Origin of the sequence: Pseudonocardia petroleophila (assembly GCF_014235185.1) — a bacterium.
Lineage (GTDB): Bacteria > Actinomycetota > Actinomycetes > Mycobacteriales > Pseudonocardiaceae > Pseudonocardia > Pseudonocardia petroleophila.
In genome coordinates this window covers 5,746,817-5,762,336 of record NZ_CP060131.1, presented here as the reverse complement: position 1 = coordinate 5,762,336, position 15,520 = coordinate 5,746,817, and the positions used below count along the sequence as shown (strand labels likewise).

General features: G+C 71.5%; 16 protein-coding genes and 1 pseudogene. 7 read left to right on the top strand and 10 right to left on the bottom strand.

Annotated elements, in window-relative coordinates; genetic code table 11:
* Positions 1-73: 73 nt before the first annotated feature.
* Genes H6H00_RS28235 through H6H00_RS28225 form a run of 3 tightly spaced genes read left to right on the top strand, consistent with a single transcriptional unit; the run spans position 74 to position 2,627 of the window.
* Positions 74-910: a hypothetical protein gene (locus tag H6H00_RS28235; protein WP_185718685.1), complete on the top strand. Its 837-nt coding sequence runs from the start codon at positions 74-76 to the stop codon at positions 908-910.
* Positions 907-1,323: a cupredoxin domain-containing protein gene (locus tag H6H00_RS28230; RefSeq protein ID WP_255425406.1), complete on the top strand. Its 417-nt coding sequence runs from the start codon at positions 907-909 to the stop codon at positions 1,321-1,323. Before H6H00_RS28235 ends, H6H00_RS28230 begins: the two co-directional genes overlap by 4 nt.
* Complete coding sequence (locus H6H00_RS28225) at positions 1,323-2,627, top strand: hypothetical protein (protein WP_185718684.1); 1,305 nt, start codon at positions 1,323-1,325, stop codon at positions 2,625-2,627. The genes H6H00_RS28230 and H6H00_RS28225 overlap by 1 nt, the downstream gene beginning before the upstream one ends.
* A 33-nt stretch (positions 2,628-2,660) precedes the next feature.
* Here H6H00_RS28225 and H6H00_RS28220 read toward each other — a convergent pair whose 3' ends face one another.
* The 9 genes from H6H00_RS28220 to H6H00_RS28180 all read right to left on the bottom strand — a co-directional run bounded on the left by H6H00_RS28220 (position 2,661) and on the right by H6H00_RS28180 (position 11,008).
* Complete coding sequence (locus tag H6H00_RS28220; RefSeq protein WP_185718683.1) at positions 2,661-3,683, bottom strand: VldE C-terminal domain-containing protein; 1,023 nt, start codon at positions 3,681-3,683, stop codon at positions 2,661-2,663.
* A 192-nt stretch (positions 3,684-3,875) separates the two neighbouring features.
* Positions 3,876-4,877 (bottom strand): ZIP family metal transporter, encoded by a 1,002-nt coding sequence (locus H6H00_RS28215; RefSeq protein ID WP_221775692.1) that lies wholly within the window; start codon positions 4,875-4,877, stop codon positions 3,876-3,878.
* 270 nt (positions 4,878-5,147) lie between these two features.
* Positions 5,148-6,056: a multicopper oxidase domain-containing protein gene (locus H6H00_RS28210; RefSeq protein ID WP_221775691.1), complete on the bottom strand. Its 909-nt coding sequence runs from the start codon at positions 6,054-6,056 to the stop codon at positions 5,148-5,150.
* A gap of 140 nt (positions 6,057-6,196) precedes the next feature.
* A complete protein-coding gene (locus H6H00_RS28205) occupies positions 6,197-6,898 on the bottom strand; it encodes a metal-dependent transcriptional regulator (protein WP_185718681.1) in 702 nt (233 codons plus the stop codon).
* Positions 6,899-7,025: 127 nt separating this feature from the next.
* The gene (locus H6H00_RS32015) at positions 7,026-8,024 is read right to left on the bottom strand and encodes a hypothetical protein (protein ID WP_221775690.1); all 999 of its coding nucleotides are present in this window, start codon (positions 8,022-8,024) and stop codon (positions 7,026-7,028) included.
* A 170-nt stretch (positions 8,025-8,194) separates the two neighbouring features.
* Positions 8,195-8,575, bottom strand: coding sequence for a hypothetical protein (locus H6H00_RS28195; RefSeq protein WP_185718680.1), 381 nt, complete (start codon positions 8,573-8,575; stop codon positions 8,195-8,197).
* 13 nt (positions 8,576-8,588) lie between these two features.
* A complete protein-coding gene (locus H6H00_RS28190; protein ID WP_185718679.1) occupies positions 8,589-9,674 on the bottom strand; it encodes a hemerythrin domain-containing protein in 1,086 nt (361 codons plus the stop codon).
* A gap of 27 nt (positions 9,675-9,701) precedes the next feature.
* A complete protein-coding gene (locus H6H00_RS28185) occupies positions 9,702-10,307 on the bottom strand; it encodes a hypothetical protein (protein ID WP_185718678.1) in 606 nt (201 codons plus the stop codon).
* A gap of 59 nt (positions 10,308-10,366) precedes the next feature.
* Positions 10,367-11,008: a hypothetical protein gene (locus H6H00_RS28180; RefSeq protein WP_185718677.1), complete on the bottom strand. Its 642-nt coding sequence runs from the start codon at positions 11,006-11,008 to the stop codon at positions 10,367-10,369.
* 103 nt (positions 11,009-11,111) lie between these two features.
* Here H6H00_RS28180 and H6H00_RS28175 point away from each other — a divergent pair, with 103 nt between their 5' ends.
* Complete coding sequence (locus H6H00_RS28175; protein WP_221776041.1) at positions 11,112-11,510, top strand: MarR family winged helix-turn-helix transcriptional regulator; 399 nt, start codon at positions 11,112-11,114, stop codon at positions 11,508-11,510.
* Between the two features lie 39 nt (positions 11,511-11,549).
* Here the strand turns inward: H6H00_RS28175 and H6H00_RS28170 are convergent, their stop codons facing one another.
* Complete coding sequence (locus H6H00_RS28170; protein WP_185718676.1) at positions 11,550-12,602, bottom strand: flavin-containing monooxygenase; 1,053 nt, start codon at positions 12,600-12,602, stop codon at positions 11,550-11,552.
* Positions 12,603-13,014: 412 nt separating this feature from the next.
* Between H6H00_RS28170 and H6H00_RS32925 the strand changes: the two genes are divergently transcribed.
* From H6H00_RS32925 to H6H00_RS28155, 3 genes and pseudogenes are all read left to right on the top strand, one after another.
* On the top strand, positions 13,015-13,176 hold the full coding sequence (locus H6H00_RS32925) for a signal peptidase II (protein WP_185718675.1): 162 nt from the start codon (positions 13,015-13,017) through the stop codon (positions 13,174-13,176).
* A gap of 72 nt (positions 13,177-13,248) precedes the next feature.
* The gene (locus H6H00_RS28160; RefSeq protein WP_185718674.1) at positions 13,249-13,890 is read left to right on the top strand and encodes a copper resistance CopC family protein; all 642 of its coding nucleotides are present in this window, start codon (positions 13,249-13,251) and stop codon (positions 13,888-13,890) included.
* A pseudogene (locus H6H00_RS28155) lies at positions 13,853-15,119 on the top strand (IS256 family transposase). The gene H6H00_RS28160 and the pseudogene H6H00_RS28155 overlap by 38 nt, the downstream one beginning before the upstream one ends.
* Positions 15,120-15,520: the final 401 nt, after the last annotated feature.

Below are 15,520 nucleotides of genomic sequence, written 5' to 3'. Positions count from 1 at the left end.
CCTGACCTCCGGCACCGCCGCCGCTCACGGGGGCGCGCTCGAGGCATCTCCGAGCGTCGCCCGGATCCTCTCCGTGGATCCGCCGGTGCCCGGCCTCGCCGTCGCGGTCATCGAGATGGGCGCGCGGCTGCGCATCGTCAACGACACCGGCGAGACCGTGCAGGTGGTGCCGGCCGGGCCCACCCGCGGGGTGGAGCCGATCGTCCCCCCCGGTACGACCGCCCGCTGGACCGACTCGCGGATCGACGCCGCGATGCTCCCGGTCCCGGCCGAGGGCGTCCGGGCCTGGTCGGTGCCGTTGCTCGTCGGCGACCGCGAGGTCTCCGTGCACGGCGAGCAGGTCTTCCCCCCGGCCCCGCCCGCGGGGGTGTGGTGGCTGGCCACGGCCGTCGCCGCGGTCGTCGCCGGAACGATGGGGACCATGGGCCTGACCCGCAGGTGGGCCGCCCTCGCGACGGCGGCGATCACCGTGCTCGTTGTCGGTGGGCACATGGTCCACGTCCTCGGCGCGGCGCTGGTCCCGGATGACCAGGACTACCTCTTCGTCGTCGTCAGTGGCGCCGGACCCGGGCTCGCGGCATGGCTCGCCGGGGCGGTGGGCGTGGTCCTGACCGTGCTGGGGCGCCGGTTCGGGCTGCTGCTCTGCGGGCTGGCAGGCGCCGTCCTCGCAATGGTCACCGCGTTCGGCACCGCAGGCTTCTCCAACGCCGTGCTGCCCTTCGGGTGGAGCGCCGACCTCGATCGGCTCACCACCGTGCTGACCTTCGGCGCCGGGATCGGCCTGTTCCTCACCGGGTTAGCGGTGCTCCGCGCCCTCACCCCGGTTGTCCCGGTGGGCGACGACGATCCGCCGCCAGGGGGAGACGACGCGACCGCCGACGTCACCGAGCGGTCCGGGGGCCTGCGGTGAGCCGGACCTCGCGGATCGTCACCGCGGCCCTCGTCGGGGCACTCGTCCTGACGACGGGCTGCGGCGCACCGCAGGCGACCCCCCCGGCCAGCGCCCCGACCACCACCGACCCGGCTGCCGATTCCCGCGCCATGTCCACCGCCGTCCCCACCGCTGCGGTCATCGCGCTGACTTTCGCCGACGGCCGCTCCGACCGGGCAGCGGACAGGATCGCCGTTGCACTCGGCGAGGCCGTGGAGCTGACCGTCACCAGCGACGTCGCGGACGAGGTGCACCTGCACGGCTACGATCTGTCCGCGCCCGTCACGGCGGGAGGTTCGGCCACCCTGTCGTTCACCGCAGACATCCCCGGGGTGTTCGAGATCGAGCTCGAGGAGTCGGGAGAGCCGCTCGCCCGGCTCGAGGTGAGCTGATGCTGCTGGCCCACGGTGTGGGCACACGCAGCGACCTGCCGGTCCCGGCCGAGCTCGCCGCAGTCGGCGCCGGCCTCGCGGTGGTGATCTCCTTCGCCGTACTCGCACTCCGGTGGCGCACCGCCCGGCCCGACGGCACCACGGCGGGCCGTCCACTCCCCGGCCCGATCGCGGCGGCGCTCGACAGCTCGCTGCTGCGCCAGGCCCTGCGGGTCGCCGGCCTGCTCGCCGCCACCGCGGTCGTCGTCATCGGACTGTTCGGTCCGGACGACCCGAGCGACAACGTGGCGCCGTGGGCGCTGTACGTGACGTTCTGGGTCGGGCTGGTCCCCGCATCGCTGCTGCTGGGGCCGGTGTGGCGGCTGCTCAACCCGCTGCGCCTCCTGCACGCGATCGTGGCCCGCGTGGCACGCGTCGACCCCGACAAAGGTCTGCGCCGGCTCCCCGACCGCATCGGGATCTGGCCTGCAGCGGCGTCGCTGGGGGTCTTCCTCTGGCTGGAGCTCGCCCATCCGGACCCGGCCAACCCTCGGTTGGTCGCCGCCTTCGTCCTCGGATACTCCGCCGTCCACGTCGTCGCCGCACTCGTGTTCGGCCGCTCCTGGTTCGACCGCGGCGACGGTTTCGAGGTGTACTCGACGCTGCTGGGATCCCTCGCCCCGCTGGGCCGTCGCGCCGACGGGCGGCTCGTGTTACGCAACCCGATCGACGGGCTGGGCTCCGTGCCCGCAGTACCCGGGCTGGTGGCGGTCGTGCTCGTGCTCGTCGGATCCACCGCGTTCGACGGGCTGTCCCGGACCTCGTTCTGGGCCGCTGCCGTGCCCGACGGGCCGGCATGGCGCACCGCGGGTCTGGTGATCGCCACGGCCGCGGTCGTTGTGCTCTACCTCGCGGCAACCCGCCGACCGGACCCATGGCCCGGCGCCGGCCGGGCGCCGCTCCCGGCCGGCTACGCCCCCACCCTCGTCCCGATCGCCGCCGGCTACGCAATCGCCCACTACTTCTCGCTGCTGTTGTTCGACGGCCAGCTGACGTTCATCCTGGCCAGCGATCCACTGGGGAACGGCACCGACCTGTTCGGCACCGCGAACCGCACCGTGGACTACGCGATAGTTGGCACGACGACCATCGCGCTCGTCCAGCTCGGCGCGATCGTGATCGGACACCTCGCGGCCGCGGTGAGCGCACACGACCGCTCATTGCGGATGTTCCCGGCGCCGATCGCCACCCGCGTGCAGTACCCGTTGCTCGCCGCGATGGTGGCCCTGACCTGCGGGGCGGTGGGCCTGGTGTTCGCACCGTAGGCCATCATCGGCGGCCTTGCGATGATGCGCTCGTTATGCTCGGAAGCTGACGTGGACGTGGTCGTAGTGCCCGCCGGTGGCGTCCGAGGGGTCGTAGACACCGCCGCCGCTGTAGCGCTGGCCCCAGCCTCCCTCGTCACCGGAACCGCTGGTCCAGATGCGGCCCTGCCAGATCACGTAGTCGACGCTCAGCGCGTCGGCGTTGGCGCGGAACCACTCCGCGGCCCGCCACCCGTTGTCGATCTCGGCGCCCCGGGCGAAGCGCCCGCCCTCCCCGGGGAACAGGTCACATCCCTTGCCGCGCGGGTGATCACTCGTCGGGTTTCCCGGTCGGCTGGCGAAGCAGCCGGCCGATCGGATCACCGGTCCGGACCTCAGCCCGCCGAAAGCCACCTCGGCCTGGGCCAGGGCGTAGGCGGTCGTGGGGGTCACGCAGCCGCGGGTACTCGTCGGGTCCTCGGCCGTGCAACCCGCGCCGGCGCCTTCCAAGGCCTGCGCCGATCCGGCGCTGCCGGGGGCGCAGGCCGTGCTCGCGGACGCGGCGAGGACGGTGGCGTCGGAGCCGGCCGCCGCGAGGATGTCCGCGGCCGTCTGTTCCCACTTCGCGTACGCCAGGGGGAACGCGGAGCGCTGGACGGTCTGGGCCGCCTGCCACAGCGGCATCTCCGTCCAGCCGGGGACCGCGAGCAACCTCTCGAAGAACTGGGTGGCCGCGTAGCGCGGGTCCCGCACCTGCGCGGGGCTGCCCCAGCCTTGCGATGGACGCTGCTGGAACAGGCCGAGGGAGTCACGGTCACCGTAGTCGAGGTTGCGCAGGCCCGACTCCTGCAGTGCGGTACCCAGGGCCACCCAGAGGCCGCGGTCGGGAACACCGAGCTCGCGACCCGTGGCCACGATGGCCGCGGCGTTGGAGAGTTGCTCGCCGCTGACCCCGGCGTCGCCTCCTGCCTTGATCGGCACCGCTGCGCCGGACGGAGTGCACGCCCCCTGGCGCGCAGCGCTGCTCATCAGCGCGGAGGCCGCGACGAAGGCGACTCCGCCGAGGGCTGCGACCAAGGCGAGTACGGCGGCTACTGCCGCAAGGCGGACGCCGAGGCGTCGTACCGCAACGGCGGCGTGCTCATATCCGTTCACAACATCCGGGCCGACCTGGTGTCTCCGGTGGTGACCCCGCTGCTCACCGTTGGAGCGTGCCCCACGATGACCGGTTTGCGAAAGTCCGGGCCGTCCGGACGTTGCCTCTCACTGTCAGGCGGCGACCAGGAGACCGGTCAGATACATGATCACCACGCCGGCGCCGAGCCCACCGAGCATGGCCGGATCGAGCAGGCGACCGCTGGTGCGGTCGCGCAGCCCGGGCACGATCTGGATGATCACCTGCACGATCGCCCCGACGCCGACACCGAACAGCAGAGCCGAGAGGCCCGCGTTGTCCACCGATGCGCCGACCACGGCGCCGAGGATGGCGGGCGCACCGGCGATCAGGCCCAGCCCGACCAGGGACCACAGCGACGGGCGGCGCGTCGTCAGCGGGGCGACGATGGCCAGGCCCTCGGTGGTGTTGTGCGCGGCGAAGCCCACGATCAGGGCGGCGCCCAGCGCGAGCTCGCCGACCGCGTACGCCGACCCGATCACGAGGCCCTCGCCGAGGTTGTGCAGGCCGATCCCGATGGCGATCATCACCGCCAGTCGCATCCCGGCCGAACCGGCGTCGCGCTCGTCGGGCCGGCGGCCCGTGAGCACCTTGTCGACGGTGGTCAGGGCGAGGAAGGCCAGCCCGGCACCGAGGAACACGAGGACCGGGCCGCCGAACGCGCCACCGGACAGTGCGGCCAGCTCGAGGCCCTCGAGCAGGGCGTCGAGGGCCAGGTAGGCGAGCAGACCGACGGTCAGTGCCAGCAGGACCCGGACCACGCGTCCGCTGGTGCGGCGCAGGATGGGCAGCACCAGCATGCCCAGCAGCACGGGCAGTACACCGACGTACGTGCCGACGAGGGCCATCAGGCCGAGGAACTCGAACCCGGGTTCCGGGGTGGCGACGGCGGCGTCGACGACGTGCTCGATCACGAGCCCGGTGGAGGTCAGCATCGAGACGGTGTAGGGCTGCCCGTCCTGCCACGGGTAGTTCAGCACCAGGGTGTCGGCCGCCAGCCGGCCGATCGGTTCATCCGCGCCGGTGAAGTCCACGTAGGAGTCGTTGACGAAGACCTGCGCGACGGCGACGGGGTCTGGGCCGGTGTTGCGCAGCACCAGTTCGATCGAGCCCGGTGCGATGACCGTGCGCTCGACGGCCAGCTCCTCGACCGGGGGGGCCCAACCGTTCGGGCAGGGTCTGCCCGCCGTAGGCGGCCAGACCGCCCAGGGCCGCGACCAGGACGGCGACCAGGCCGACGACCAGGACCCACAGCGGGACCCGCCCGGACCTGCCGGTGCGGGTCTCGGCCGGCGTCGGCCCCTCGGCGTCAGCCCGGGCGTCCGGGTCCATCGGGCGCTCGGCGTCGCGGCTCTCCTCGGTGGTGCTCATGACTCGGCTCCGTCCACGACATCGAAGAAGCCCATCCAGCCGAGGTCGGCGAACTCGGTCTTGTGGGCGTGGAACATGAACTTCCCCGGGTAGGGGAACCGGATCTCGCAGATCCCGCGCTGGCCCTGGGCCTGGATGACGGTGTCGGTGAACTCGCTCGGTTCCAGGCGGGTGCCGGTGGGGTAGTAGTCGAAGAAGTTGCCGTGCAGGTGGAAGCTGTTGATCGGGTCGTACTCGAGGATGTTCACCAGGTAGATCCGGACCAGCTCGCCGCGGCGGACCTGGATCGGATCGTTCATGTAGACGAACGGGATGCCGTTGACGGCGTAGAGCTGGTTGCCCTCGCCGTCAAACGTCGTGTTGTACCCGTGCTGCACCATGATCATCTCGTCGGCGGGGGGACGGCCGCCGGGCGGGTTGACGATGAACGTGCCGTACATGCCGCGGGCGATGTGCTCGGCCAGCGGCCCGACGTGGCAGTGGTAGAGGTGCAGCCCGAACGGCTCGGCGTCGAAGGTGTAGGTGAACTCCTCGCCCGGGGAGATGATGCCGCGCCCGACCATCGGGACGCCGTCCATCTCGGCGGGATGGATGCCGTGGAAGTGCATCGTGTGGGGGTGCTCGGAGTCGTTGACGAAGCGCACGCGCATCAGGTCACCGGCAGTGGCGCGCAGGGTGGGGCCGGGGATGGAGCCGTTGAACGTCCACGCGGGGAACACCACGCCAGGCGCGACCTCGATGTCGCGGTCCTCGGCGCGGATCGTCCAGTCGCGCACGGTGCGGCCGTTCTCGGTGGAGACCGTGCCGTAGTCGAACTCGCGCAGCAGGGTGCGGGGGTCGAAGCCGTTGGCCGCGTGGTCGACACCGGCACCGCCGCGGAACGTCGCACCGTTCGCGCCGCCCATCGCGGAGTGGCCCCCGCCGGAGCCTGCTCCGGGGCCCGGCTCAGGCGGGCTGTAATGCGGAGGGGTGTCGGCGGATGCGCGGACGGGAAGCGCGGCGAGCGCAACCCCGCCCGCACCGGCCAGGAACCGCCGTCGCGACGTCATGTGGTTCCTCCGAAGACGAGATCGGCCAGCTGCGGGCCCAGTGGGATGCGTCGCCCGTCGAGTCGGACCCACAGCGGCCCTCCGAAAGGGGCCTGCTCCAGTACCTCGAGCGCGACACCCGGCCGGATGCCGAGCTCTCCCAGATAGCGCAGAGCGGTGCTGTCGCGGGCGGACACCCGGCTGACCACGATGTGCGACCCCGGGCGTGCTTGGCTCAGCGCGGGTGGCCTGCCATCGTCGTGGTGGCCGTGGCGCGGCGGGATCGGATCGCCGTGCGGGTCATGCGTCGGATGTCCGAGGAAGGCATCGATGCGCTCGAGGAGCCGCTCGCTCACGGCATGCTCCAGGATGTCGGCCTCCGCATGCACGTCCTCCCACGGGACACCGAGCACCCTGACGAGGAACTCCTCGACCAGCCGTTGACGGCGGACCACCGTCACCGCGTGCCGCCTCCCGTGGTCGGTCAGCTCGACCCGGTGAGCTGCGGGCCGCGCGACGAGATCGTCGACGGCGAGCCGGTTGAGCATGGCCGACACCGACGGCGGCGCTACGCCGAGCAGTTCGGCGAGGGAGCTGGTGGTCGCCGAACCTCGGCAAGTGGTGAGGTCGAAGACCGCCTTGAGGAAGTCCTCGACGGCCTCGGTGTGGGGTCGTGTACAGCAGTGATGACTCTGCTGACGTGCCGCGACAGCGCGCATGAACCGAAAGCATAGACGCCGCGATCATCAACAGTTAGCCATGTCTCATTATCGGACGAGCCACATCAAGCAGGAGCTGGCCCAGGGCCAGGTATCGATATGACGAGGGCCATGCCAGCCCCGACGATCAGCTTCTGAGCGCTGCCGGCCTGGCGCCCACCGTCCGCCACGCCGCGACCAGCAGGAGGAGGCGGGCGACGCCGAGCAGCCATGGGATCGGCAGGGATAGCCCGTACCAGAACAGCGCCTCGACGGGCAGCAGGACGAAGGCGAGGACGGCGCCGGCGCGCGACCCGTGCCGCACCAGCCACGCCGCCCACGCCGCGGTGAGGGTCAGGACGAAGAAGCCGGCGGTGAGCATGAGAAGGGTGCTGGGCGACGCCCCGACGGACCACGGGCCGGCGAGCATGCGGAAGACCCCGAAGAACGACGGCAGCTGCCCGGACTCGAGCAGCGACGCCGCGACGGGGACGCTGGCGCTCCCGAACCCGGCGACATAGACCCACGTCACCACCGCGAAGGCGCGGGCGGGGAGGGCCGCGCGCTCGGCCTCGGGCCGCCCGGATCGCGGCACCAGCGTCACCCCCAGCACAGCGAACAGCAGCAGCCAGGCCGCGACCGCCCAGCCGGCCAGCGCGGGCGCGAACGCGAGCGCCGGGAGAACCGCGACCAGCAGCCACAGCCCCAGGACCGCGGTGAGCCGCCGCCGCGGGCCCTGCCAGGTGCCACCGCGCGCCACCTCGGCGCCGAGCACCAGCAACGCGATCCCCAGGAGGGCGGTGTACGCCGCGTAGACGACGGCGAAGGCCAGTGGCGTCGCACCGGACGCCGACACCGGCACCGAGATCGCCACGCCCTCGGCGACGGTGAGCGCGGCCAGCACGGCCACCGCGGCGTGGTGGGCCAGCCGGGCGCGGCGTGTCCTGGGCACGACGCCGCTCGACCAGAGGGACAGCAGTCCGACGATCGGCCCGACATGGCAGAGGGCGAGCACGATCTGCAGGGCTGCGGAACCCGGCACGGGGTGCGGGTAGACGCGGGCGGCCCCGCTCGCTCCCGCCAGGTAGGCGGCGAGTACTGCCCCCAGGACGCCCCCCGCGACGCACGCGGCGGCGGCCACGTCCACCCGGCCACCGCGCAAGACCGCACTCGCGCGAGCCATCGTGCCTCCTCGGCGGCCGGTGAGTCTGGCCGCGATGCCCCATCGGGCGGTCCGTCTCGGATCCATCACTCCTCCTCGTTCACTCGGGTCGGTGTGGTCGCGGTGGAGGCAGCCCGCCAGGGTTATCCGGCGCGTCAGGCGTCGCCGGTGACGAGGGCGGCGACCACCAGCGCGGTGCGCGCCAGTCCCAGCAGCGGTCCGAACGGCAGCGCGAACCCGATCCAGAACACGAGCTCGACCGGCAGCAGGGCCAGCGCCAGCCACAAAGCTGCCGGGGCGTCGCTCCAGAGCAGCACGCCGACCACGACCTCGGCGACGCACACGGCGACGAAGCCGAGCAGCAGGGCGACACTCGTCGGCCATCCCCAGCGCTCGAACAGGCCGCCGCCGTAGGTCGGGAAGCCGAGGAACGTCCACATCTCGCCGGTGCGCGAGTAGAACCAGGCGCCGTACGCGCCCGGGAGGCCGAAGCCCAGGCCGAGCAGGATCGAGCAGGCGGCGGCCGCCGCGGTCATCGTGCGCCCCGGTTCAGCTCGGCCGTTCACCGCGGACGGCCGTGATGTACCTGTGGTAGCGGCGCCTGCCGACCATCCGCCAGAGCACCTTGATCGGCAGCGGCAGGTCGTCGAGGAACGTCGCGGCCTCGGCCGGCGTCGCGACCTCCAGCAGCTGCCCGAGGGCGATCCAACGCTGGGCCGGGGTGAACTTCTCGAAGCCGCGCTCGCCGACCTCCTGCAATTCGGCCGCGGTGAGGTGCCGGTCGATCAGGGGCACCACCGCCTGCTCCTCGTCGTCGAGATGTTCGTCGAGGACGGCGAGGAACTCGCCGATCCGGTCGGCGAGTGCCGCGGACGTGGTCGGTGCCGGATCCGAATGCCACGCCGACCGCGCTGCGCGCACCTGGGCCACCGACCCGTCGATGCCCTGGTGCTGCGCGGCCATCCGCTCCACCAGTGGGGCGTCGCGGCCGACGCGGTCGAGCAGCTTCGGCCAGATCAGGTCGTCCTCGGTGGTGTGGTGCATGTGCAGGCTGTCGAGCAGGAACCCCAGGTGGTCGGCGACCGCACCCACCCGCACCGCATCGGTCGCCGGTACCCCGGGCAGTAGGGCGCGCACCTCGGCGAACTGGCGCCGGAAGATCCGGTGGATGATCGGCATGTCGCGGGAGGCCGGTCCCGGGACGGCACCCGCGCGCCGCTCCACGGCCGCTCGCAGGTGCGTCATGTTGGCCTTCTCCTGCCGGCGTGTGATGACCACGAACAGCGGGAACACCAGCCGGAACCACCCGCGCGGCCGCGCGTCGAACCGGACGCGCAGCAGCGACCCGCCGTCGACCGGATCCACGCTGCCGGTGAAGGTCACCGCGATCGGCCCACCGTTGTCGTGCACCCATCGGCGGGGCCGGTCGAACTCCAGGCACTCGACCTCGATCGCTGACGGCGCTCCCTTCCAGCGGGCGAGGAACTTCGTGCCGACGCCCACCGCCCCGTCGGTCAGCTTCTCCATCGACGTCGCGGTGGGGTTCCACTCGACCTCGTTGCGGATGTCGACGCAGTAGTCGAAGAGTTCCTCGGGCGTGCAGGCGACCACGGTCTGGTTCGCGATGACGACCACGGTGGTGCTCCTTCCCGTTCTGCCGGCTCAGCGGGGTTCGACGCCGGCCGGCACGGCGTGCCGGTGGGGGATCGAACAGCCGAGGGCGAGTACGGCGTACAGGGACGCCGCCAGCAGCGCCGCCCAGGCTCCCCGGGGTTCGGTGAGGGACAACGGAGGATCGGTCATACCCGGAACCGCCGCGGCGAGGGCGGCCGCGAAACCGACGCCGACGACACCGCACACGACCCTGGGCCATCGACGGCCGCGTCCGGACAGCGCGTATCCGCCCACGATGCCCATCAGCGCGACCGCGATCGCCGCACTTCCCATGCCGGTCGTCACGAGTGTGGTGACCGCGCCAGGCATCAGCATGGGTGCGACGGCGAGGGCCAGCGGCGCGAGAGCCAGCCACCGCCACCTGCGCGGCGGCCCGGACCGTCGCAGGTGCTCGGCCCATCCCAGCAGCCCGCCGGTGACCGCGCCGGGCAGCAGGAGTGCGCCGAACGTCCCGCCCCAGCTGAAGGTCGACCCGTCCCCGACGAGTTCGACCATGTAGCCACGCAGTGCCGCCGACCAGGCCAGTCCGCAGACCGCGCCCCCGGCGACCCAGGTCCACGGCGACGAGCCGCCGTGCGGATGACCGGTGGCCATGTCCGTGACTCGTGCCGCTGTGCCGGTGACCGCGTGGCTGCTCATCATGCGGCTGTCCATCACGCTTCGGCCTTCCACAGCGCGTAGCCGAGGCCCGCGAAGAGCAGCATCCAGGCCGTGATGGCCAGGCGTGCGAGGACGAATGGGCCCATTAACGCGGGCAACATCGGCACGAACACGAAGATGCCGGCGACCAGCACCACGAGCCCGCGCCATCCCGTCCAGCGTCCCCCGCGGCGCACGGCAATGCCGGCCAGACCCAGTCCCACCCCGACCGCGATGGTGGAGACGCCGTAGAGCACGTCGAGAAGGCCGGTGCCGTTGCCGGGGTAGGTCGAGTCGCGTGCGGTGATGGCGATCAGCTCGGTGACGGCAAGCAGGGCCATTCCCGCCGCGGCGAGGCCGGTGCCCCAGCGGGCGTTCCGACCCGGCGCCATGATCTGCGCTCGGCCGAGTGCCACGATGCCGGCGAGCAGTCCGAGGTGCTGGACGAAGAACCAGACCTGGATGACGGTGAAACCGCCCGCCGTGAGTGGATAGCTGAACATCTCCTCGGACACCTGGCCCGGGTACACGGCCAACAGGATGCCGCTGACGGCTCCGAGGAGGCCCGCCGCCATGCAGGCCGCACCGGCGCGGCTCACCCATACGGGAACCGAGATGGCAGGAAACGTGCCCGTCCCGACATGCGTCATGGTCATCACTCCTACTCGCCCCACTGGCGCGGTACGCGAGATGTTCAGGTAGCCTTAATACTTTGTGGATGGGGCGTTGTCAATGGAGGAGCGGTTGAACACGGTGTCGATGCTGGGCCAGGCCTACAGCCTGCTGGGCTTCCAGATCGTCGAGGGCGTGGTCGGTGCCGGCTTCCCGCAGAAGCCCAAGCACTCCGCCGTGTTCGCCCAGATCTCTCCCGACGGCTCGCGGCTCACCGACCTCGCGCGGAAGGCGAACATGACCCCTCAGTCCATGGGCGAACTCGTCGACGAGCTCGTGGACATGGGGTACGTCGTACGTCGTCGCGACCCCGGCGACGGCCGAGCGAAACTGATCGTTCTCACCCAGCGCGGCCGCGACGCCGTGGCGGCCGGACGGCAGACGATCGACGGCATCGAGGACCAGGTGATCGAGATCCTGGGCGAGCGCGGGCACCGGGAACTCCGAGTGCTGCTGTCAAAGCTGCTCGACGCGACGAACGAGTGAGGCAGCGCTCCCGCGGGCGCCACCCCGCGGCCCTGAGGTTCAGCCGAGCTGCTCGGCGAGCCAACTCGCGTCCCGGCCCACCCAGCCGACGAGCGCCGAACCGCGGGTGTGCAGCCACGGCAGGCCCAGCACCCCGAGGCCCGGAACCGGGCTCACGCCGCGGCGGTGTAGCGGCCAGCCGTCCGCGCCGACCGCGTCGGTGGGCAACCAGGAGTAGTCGGGCCGGAACCCGGTGGCCCAGACCACCGCGTCCACCTTCTCCGGTTCGCCGCCGGTGACGGAGACGGTGTCGCCGTCCACGGCGATGAGTCGGCCGGCGAGGCGCACACCGAGCCGGCCGACGTCGGCCAGCCGGGTGCCGATCAGCGCCTCCTTCGTGGCCAGCCGCCTGCCGAGCCGGGACTCGACCGTGATGTCCATGACGCGGGTGCGGGTCAGCCAGAAAAACAGGTCCCGACCCGCGAGGCGCTGCGGCAGGCTGGGCTGCCGGGTGCCGACCGCCAGCGTGACGTCATGCGTCTCCGCGAGCTCCGTGGCGATCTGAGCGCCCGAGTTCCCCGCCCCGACGACGACCACCCGACCGGCCGGGAGCTGGGCCGGGTTGCGGTACTCGCTGGAATGCAACTGCACCACCCGCGGCGCCAGGTCGGCGCTCACCCGGGGCACGGCGGGCACCTGGAACGGCCCGGTCGCGGCCACCACCCGGCCGGCCCGCACCGTGCCCCGGCTCGTCGTCAGCACGAAGCCCCGACCGCCCGGGTCGTGGGCCAGCCGCTCCACCCGGGTGCCGGAGCGCACCCGCAGGTCGAAGTGGGCCGCGTACCGCCTGAGGTAACTCGCGACGTCGTCCTTGCCGGGATACGCGTCCGGGGGGCCGGGGAACCGCAGGCCCGGCAGCGCGGTATGGCCGGCCGGGGTGAACAGGCGGAGCGAGTCCCAGCGGGAGTCCCAGCTGTCCCCGATGCGGTCTGCGGCATCGAGGATGACGAAGTCCCGCGGCCCGCGGCGGGTCAGCGCGTGCCCCATGGCCAAGCCGGCCTGGCCGCCGCCCACGACGGCGACGCCGACCTGCTCTGCGGACAGCTGGTTCATCGGTCGTCCTCCGTCGGGGTCTGGGACAGGGGCTGTCACGGCACCGCCGGGATGGGTTGTCGGCCCGGGACAGGCCGTCGGGGTCGAACTTCGCGCGCACCGCCCGATGCAGGCGGAGCGTGACGTCGTCGAGCAGTGGTTAGCGCCGATCGAGTGTTCAGTGAAGTTGGGATACAGCACGGACGCCAGGGCTGCAACGGCGTGGTGGCCGTCGCGGGTCTGCTGCCGGTCGCAGCCTCGGGACATTCCGCGGTGGGCGGATCCCACGACCTCGCCACCGACAGCCTGAGGGTGCACGTCGCCGCGGCCGCCCTTTTGGGTCGGCGGGCTCGTCGCCGTGCTCGCCCTCGCCGTCTCGCCGGGTAGCCGTGTTCGTCCCTCGTAGACCGGCTCTTCCGCCCGCCAGCCCGGTGTGGCACGCGGCGCCGTCGTGGACTTCATCGACGTGGCGTGGTTCGCCTCGTTCAACCTCGCCGACGCCGCTCTCACGTGCGGAGCGGCGGTGGCCGTCCTGCTGGCGTGGCGCGGGGTGCCATCGTTCGGTACCACCGGTCCGCGGCAGGCGGAGCGATAGCGCGAGAGCCCGGTGGATACGGTTCGCCGCGCGCATCGGCGTCGATGCGACGCCCCGAAGTACGGAGGTCCGGTGGCGCGACGGCGCGTGGTGGATGCGGCGACTGGTCGCGTCCCCGTCGGCGTCGCACCGCGCGCCGTACTGGCGGCGCTGATCATCTACGCACTCATGGTGTTGTCCGGTGGTCCGGCCCTCGCCCACAGCGAACTCGTGAGCAGCGACCCCGTCGACGGCGGCAGTGTGGTCGGCGTCGATCGTCCGGTAACGCTGGTGTTCGGCGAGGCGATCGATGCGAGCTCGGTGAGTATCAGGCTGATCGGATCGGCCGGATTCCAGGCGCAGCTGGTGCCCCCAACGGTCACGTCGACACAGGTCGTACAGCCGTTGCCGACCCTGCTCAACGACCAGTACATCCTGAGATACGGCGCCACCGCCTTCGACGGGCATCCTGTGCGCGGTACCGTCACCTTCACCGTGTCCGGCTCTGTCGCCGGCGACATCAACGGCCCGGACATGCGGCATCCAGGGCCGCACGCCGGGATGGCCGGTTCCAGTGAGCCATCCGCGTCCAACGACCGCCCGTCCGTCCCGATCTGGGCGTGGCTGGGTGGGGACTGTCCGACGAACGGTGTAACTGGTCCGACACGCCGAGCGCAGCTCGGGGGAGGGATCAGCAATGACCGAGACGATCGAGCCTGTGCCGGATCGGATTGATCAGCAGCAGCTCGCCCAGCAGTTGGTGGAAGCAGCCCGGGCCGAGGGGGTGGAGCTTGTCGGCCCGGGCGGTCTGCTTACCGGGTTGACGAAGACGGTGCTCGAGACCGCACTGGAGGCGGAGATGACCGAGCACCTGGGCTATGACCGCCACGACCGGGCCGGGCAGGAGAACCCCAACTCCCGCAACGGGACTCGCGTCAAGACGGTGCTGACCGAGATCGGGCCGGTGCAGATCGAGGTGCCCCGTGACCGGGACGCCAGCTTCGACCCGGTCATCGTGCGCAAGCGCCAACGGCGTCTGGACGGCATCGACGAGATCGTGTTGTCGCTGACCGCCCGCGGCCTGACCACCGGGGAGGTGGCGGCGCATTTCGACGAGGTCTACGGCGCGAAGGTCTCCAAGGACACGATCTCGCGGATCACCGACAAGGTCCTCGACGAGTTGGGCGAATGGGCCCAGCGTCCGCTCGACGCGGTCTACCCGGTGCTGTTCATCGACGCCATCCACATCAAGGTCCGCGACGGCCAGGTCACCAACCGGCCCTTCTACGTCGTCATCGGCGTCACCGTGGACGGGCACCGCGACATCCTCGGGATCTGGGCCGGCGACGGCGGCGAGGGCGCGAAGTACTGGCTCCACGTCCTGACCGAGATCAAGAACCGCGGCGTGGTCGACGCCTGCATCGTGGTCTGCGACGGCCTGAAAGGCCTCCCGGAGTCGATCACCACCGTGTGGCCCCCACGCGCTGGTCCAGGCCTGTGTGCTGCACCTGATCCGCAACACCTTCCGCTACGCCTCCCGCCGCTACTGGGAACAGATGGCGCGGGATCTGCGCCCGGTCTACACCGCGCCCACCGAGGCGGCCGCCGAGGACCGGTTCGCCGAGTTCGCCGCGACCTGGGGCGGGCAGTACCCGGCGATCATCGCGTTGTGGCGCTCGGCCTGGTCGGAGTTCGTGCCGTTCCTCGACTACGACGTCGAGATCCGGAAGGTCATCTGCAGCACGAACGCGATCGAGTCGATCAACGCCCGCTACCGGCGCGCGGTCAAGGCCCGCGGCCACTTCCCGACCGAGCAGGCCGCGCTCAAGTGCCTCTACCTGGTCACCCGAGCGCTCGACCCGACCGGGAAGGGCCGGGCCCGGTGGGCGATGCGCTGGAAGCCGGCGCTGAACGCCTTCGCGATCACCTTCGCCGGACGTATCGTTCCCAGCAACGGAAGCTAGCCATCACGACCGGTTACACCGTTCATCTGACACTCCCGCTGGGTGCAGTCGTGGTGGCAGTGGCGGCAGTGATCATTACGCTGCGACGGCGTCGCGCCGTAAGGAGAAGCGATCGACCCTGACGCCGAGGCGCACGACCTGATCATGTCCGTGTTCGATGGTATGTCGAAGACAGGGCGGAAGCTGTGCGTAGCCAGAAGCTCGCGGCTCCGCGGCGAGGGTGACTGTCTATGGATCGGGGCTGCGGTGTGCAGCCGTGCGATAAATGTCCGGAAGGACGTGATCGCGTAGATTTATAAACAGATCGGGAGTGACCTCACGGACGTGAACGTGAGTCAGTGCTGCCTCAAGCGCGGTCGCCGTCTCGGTACTGAGAAGGGCGTGACGGATAGCTTCCTGTC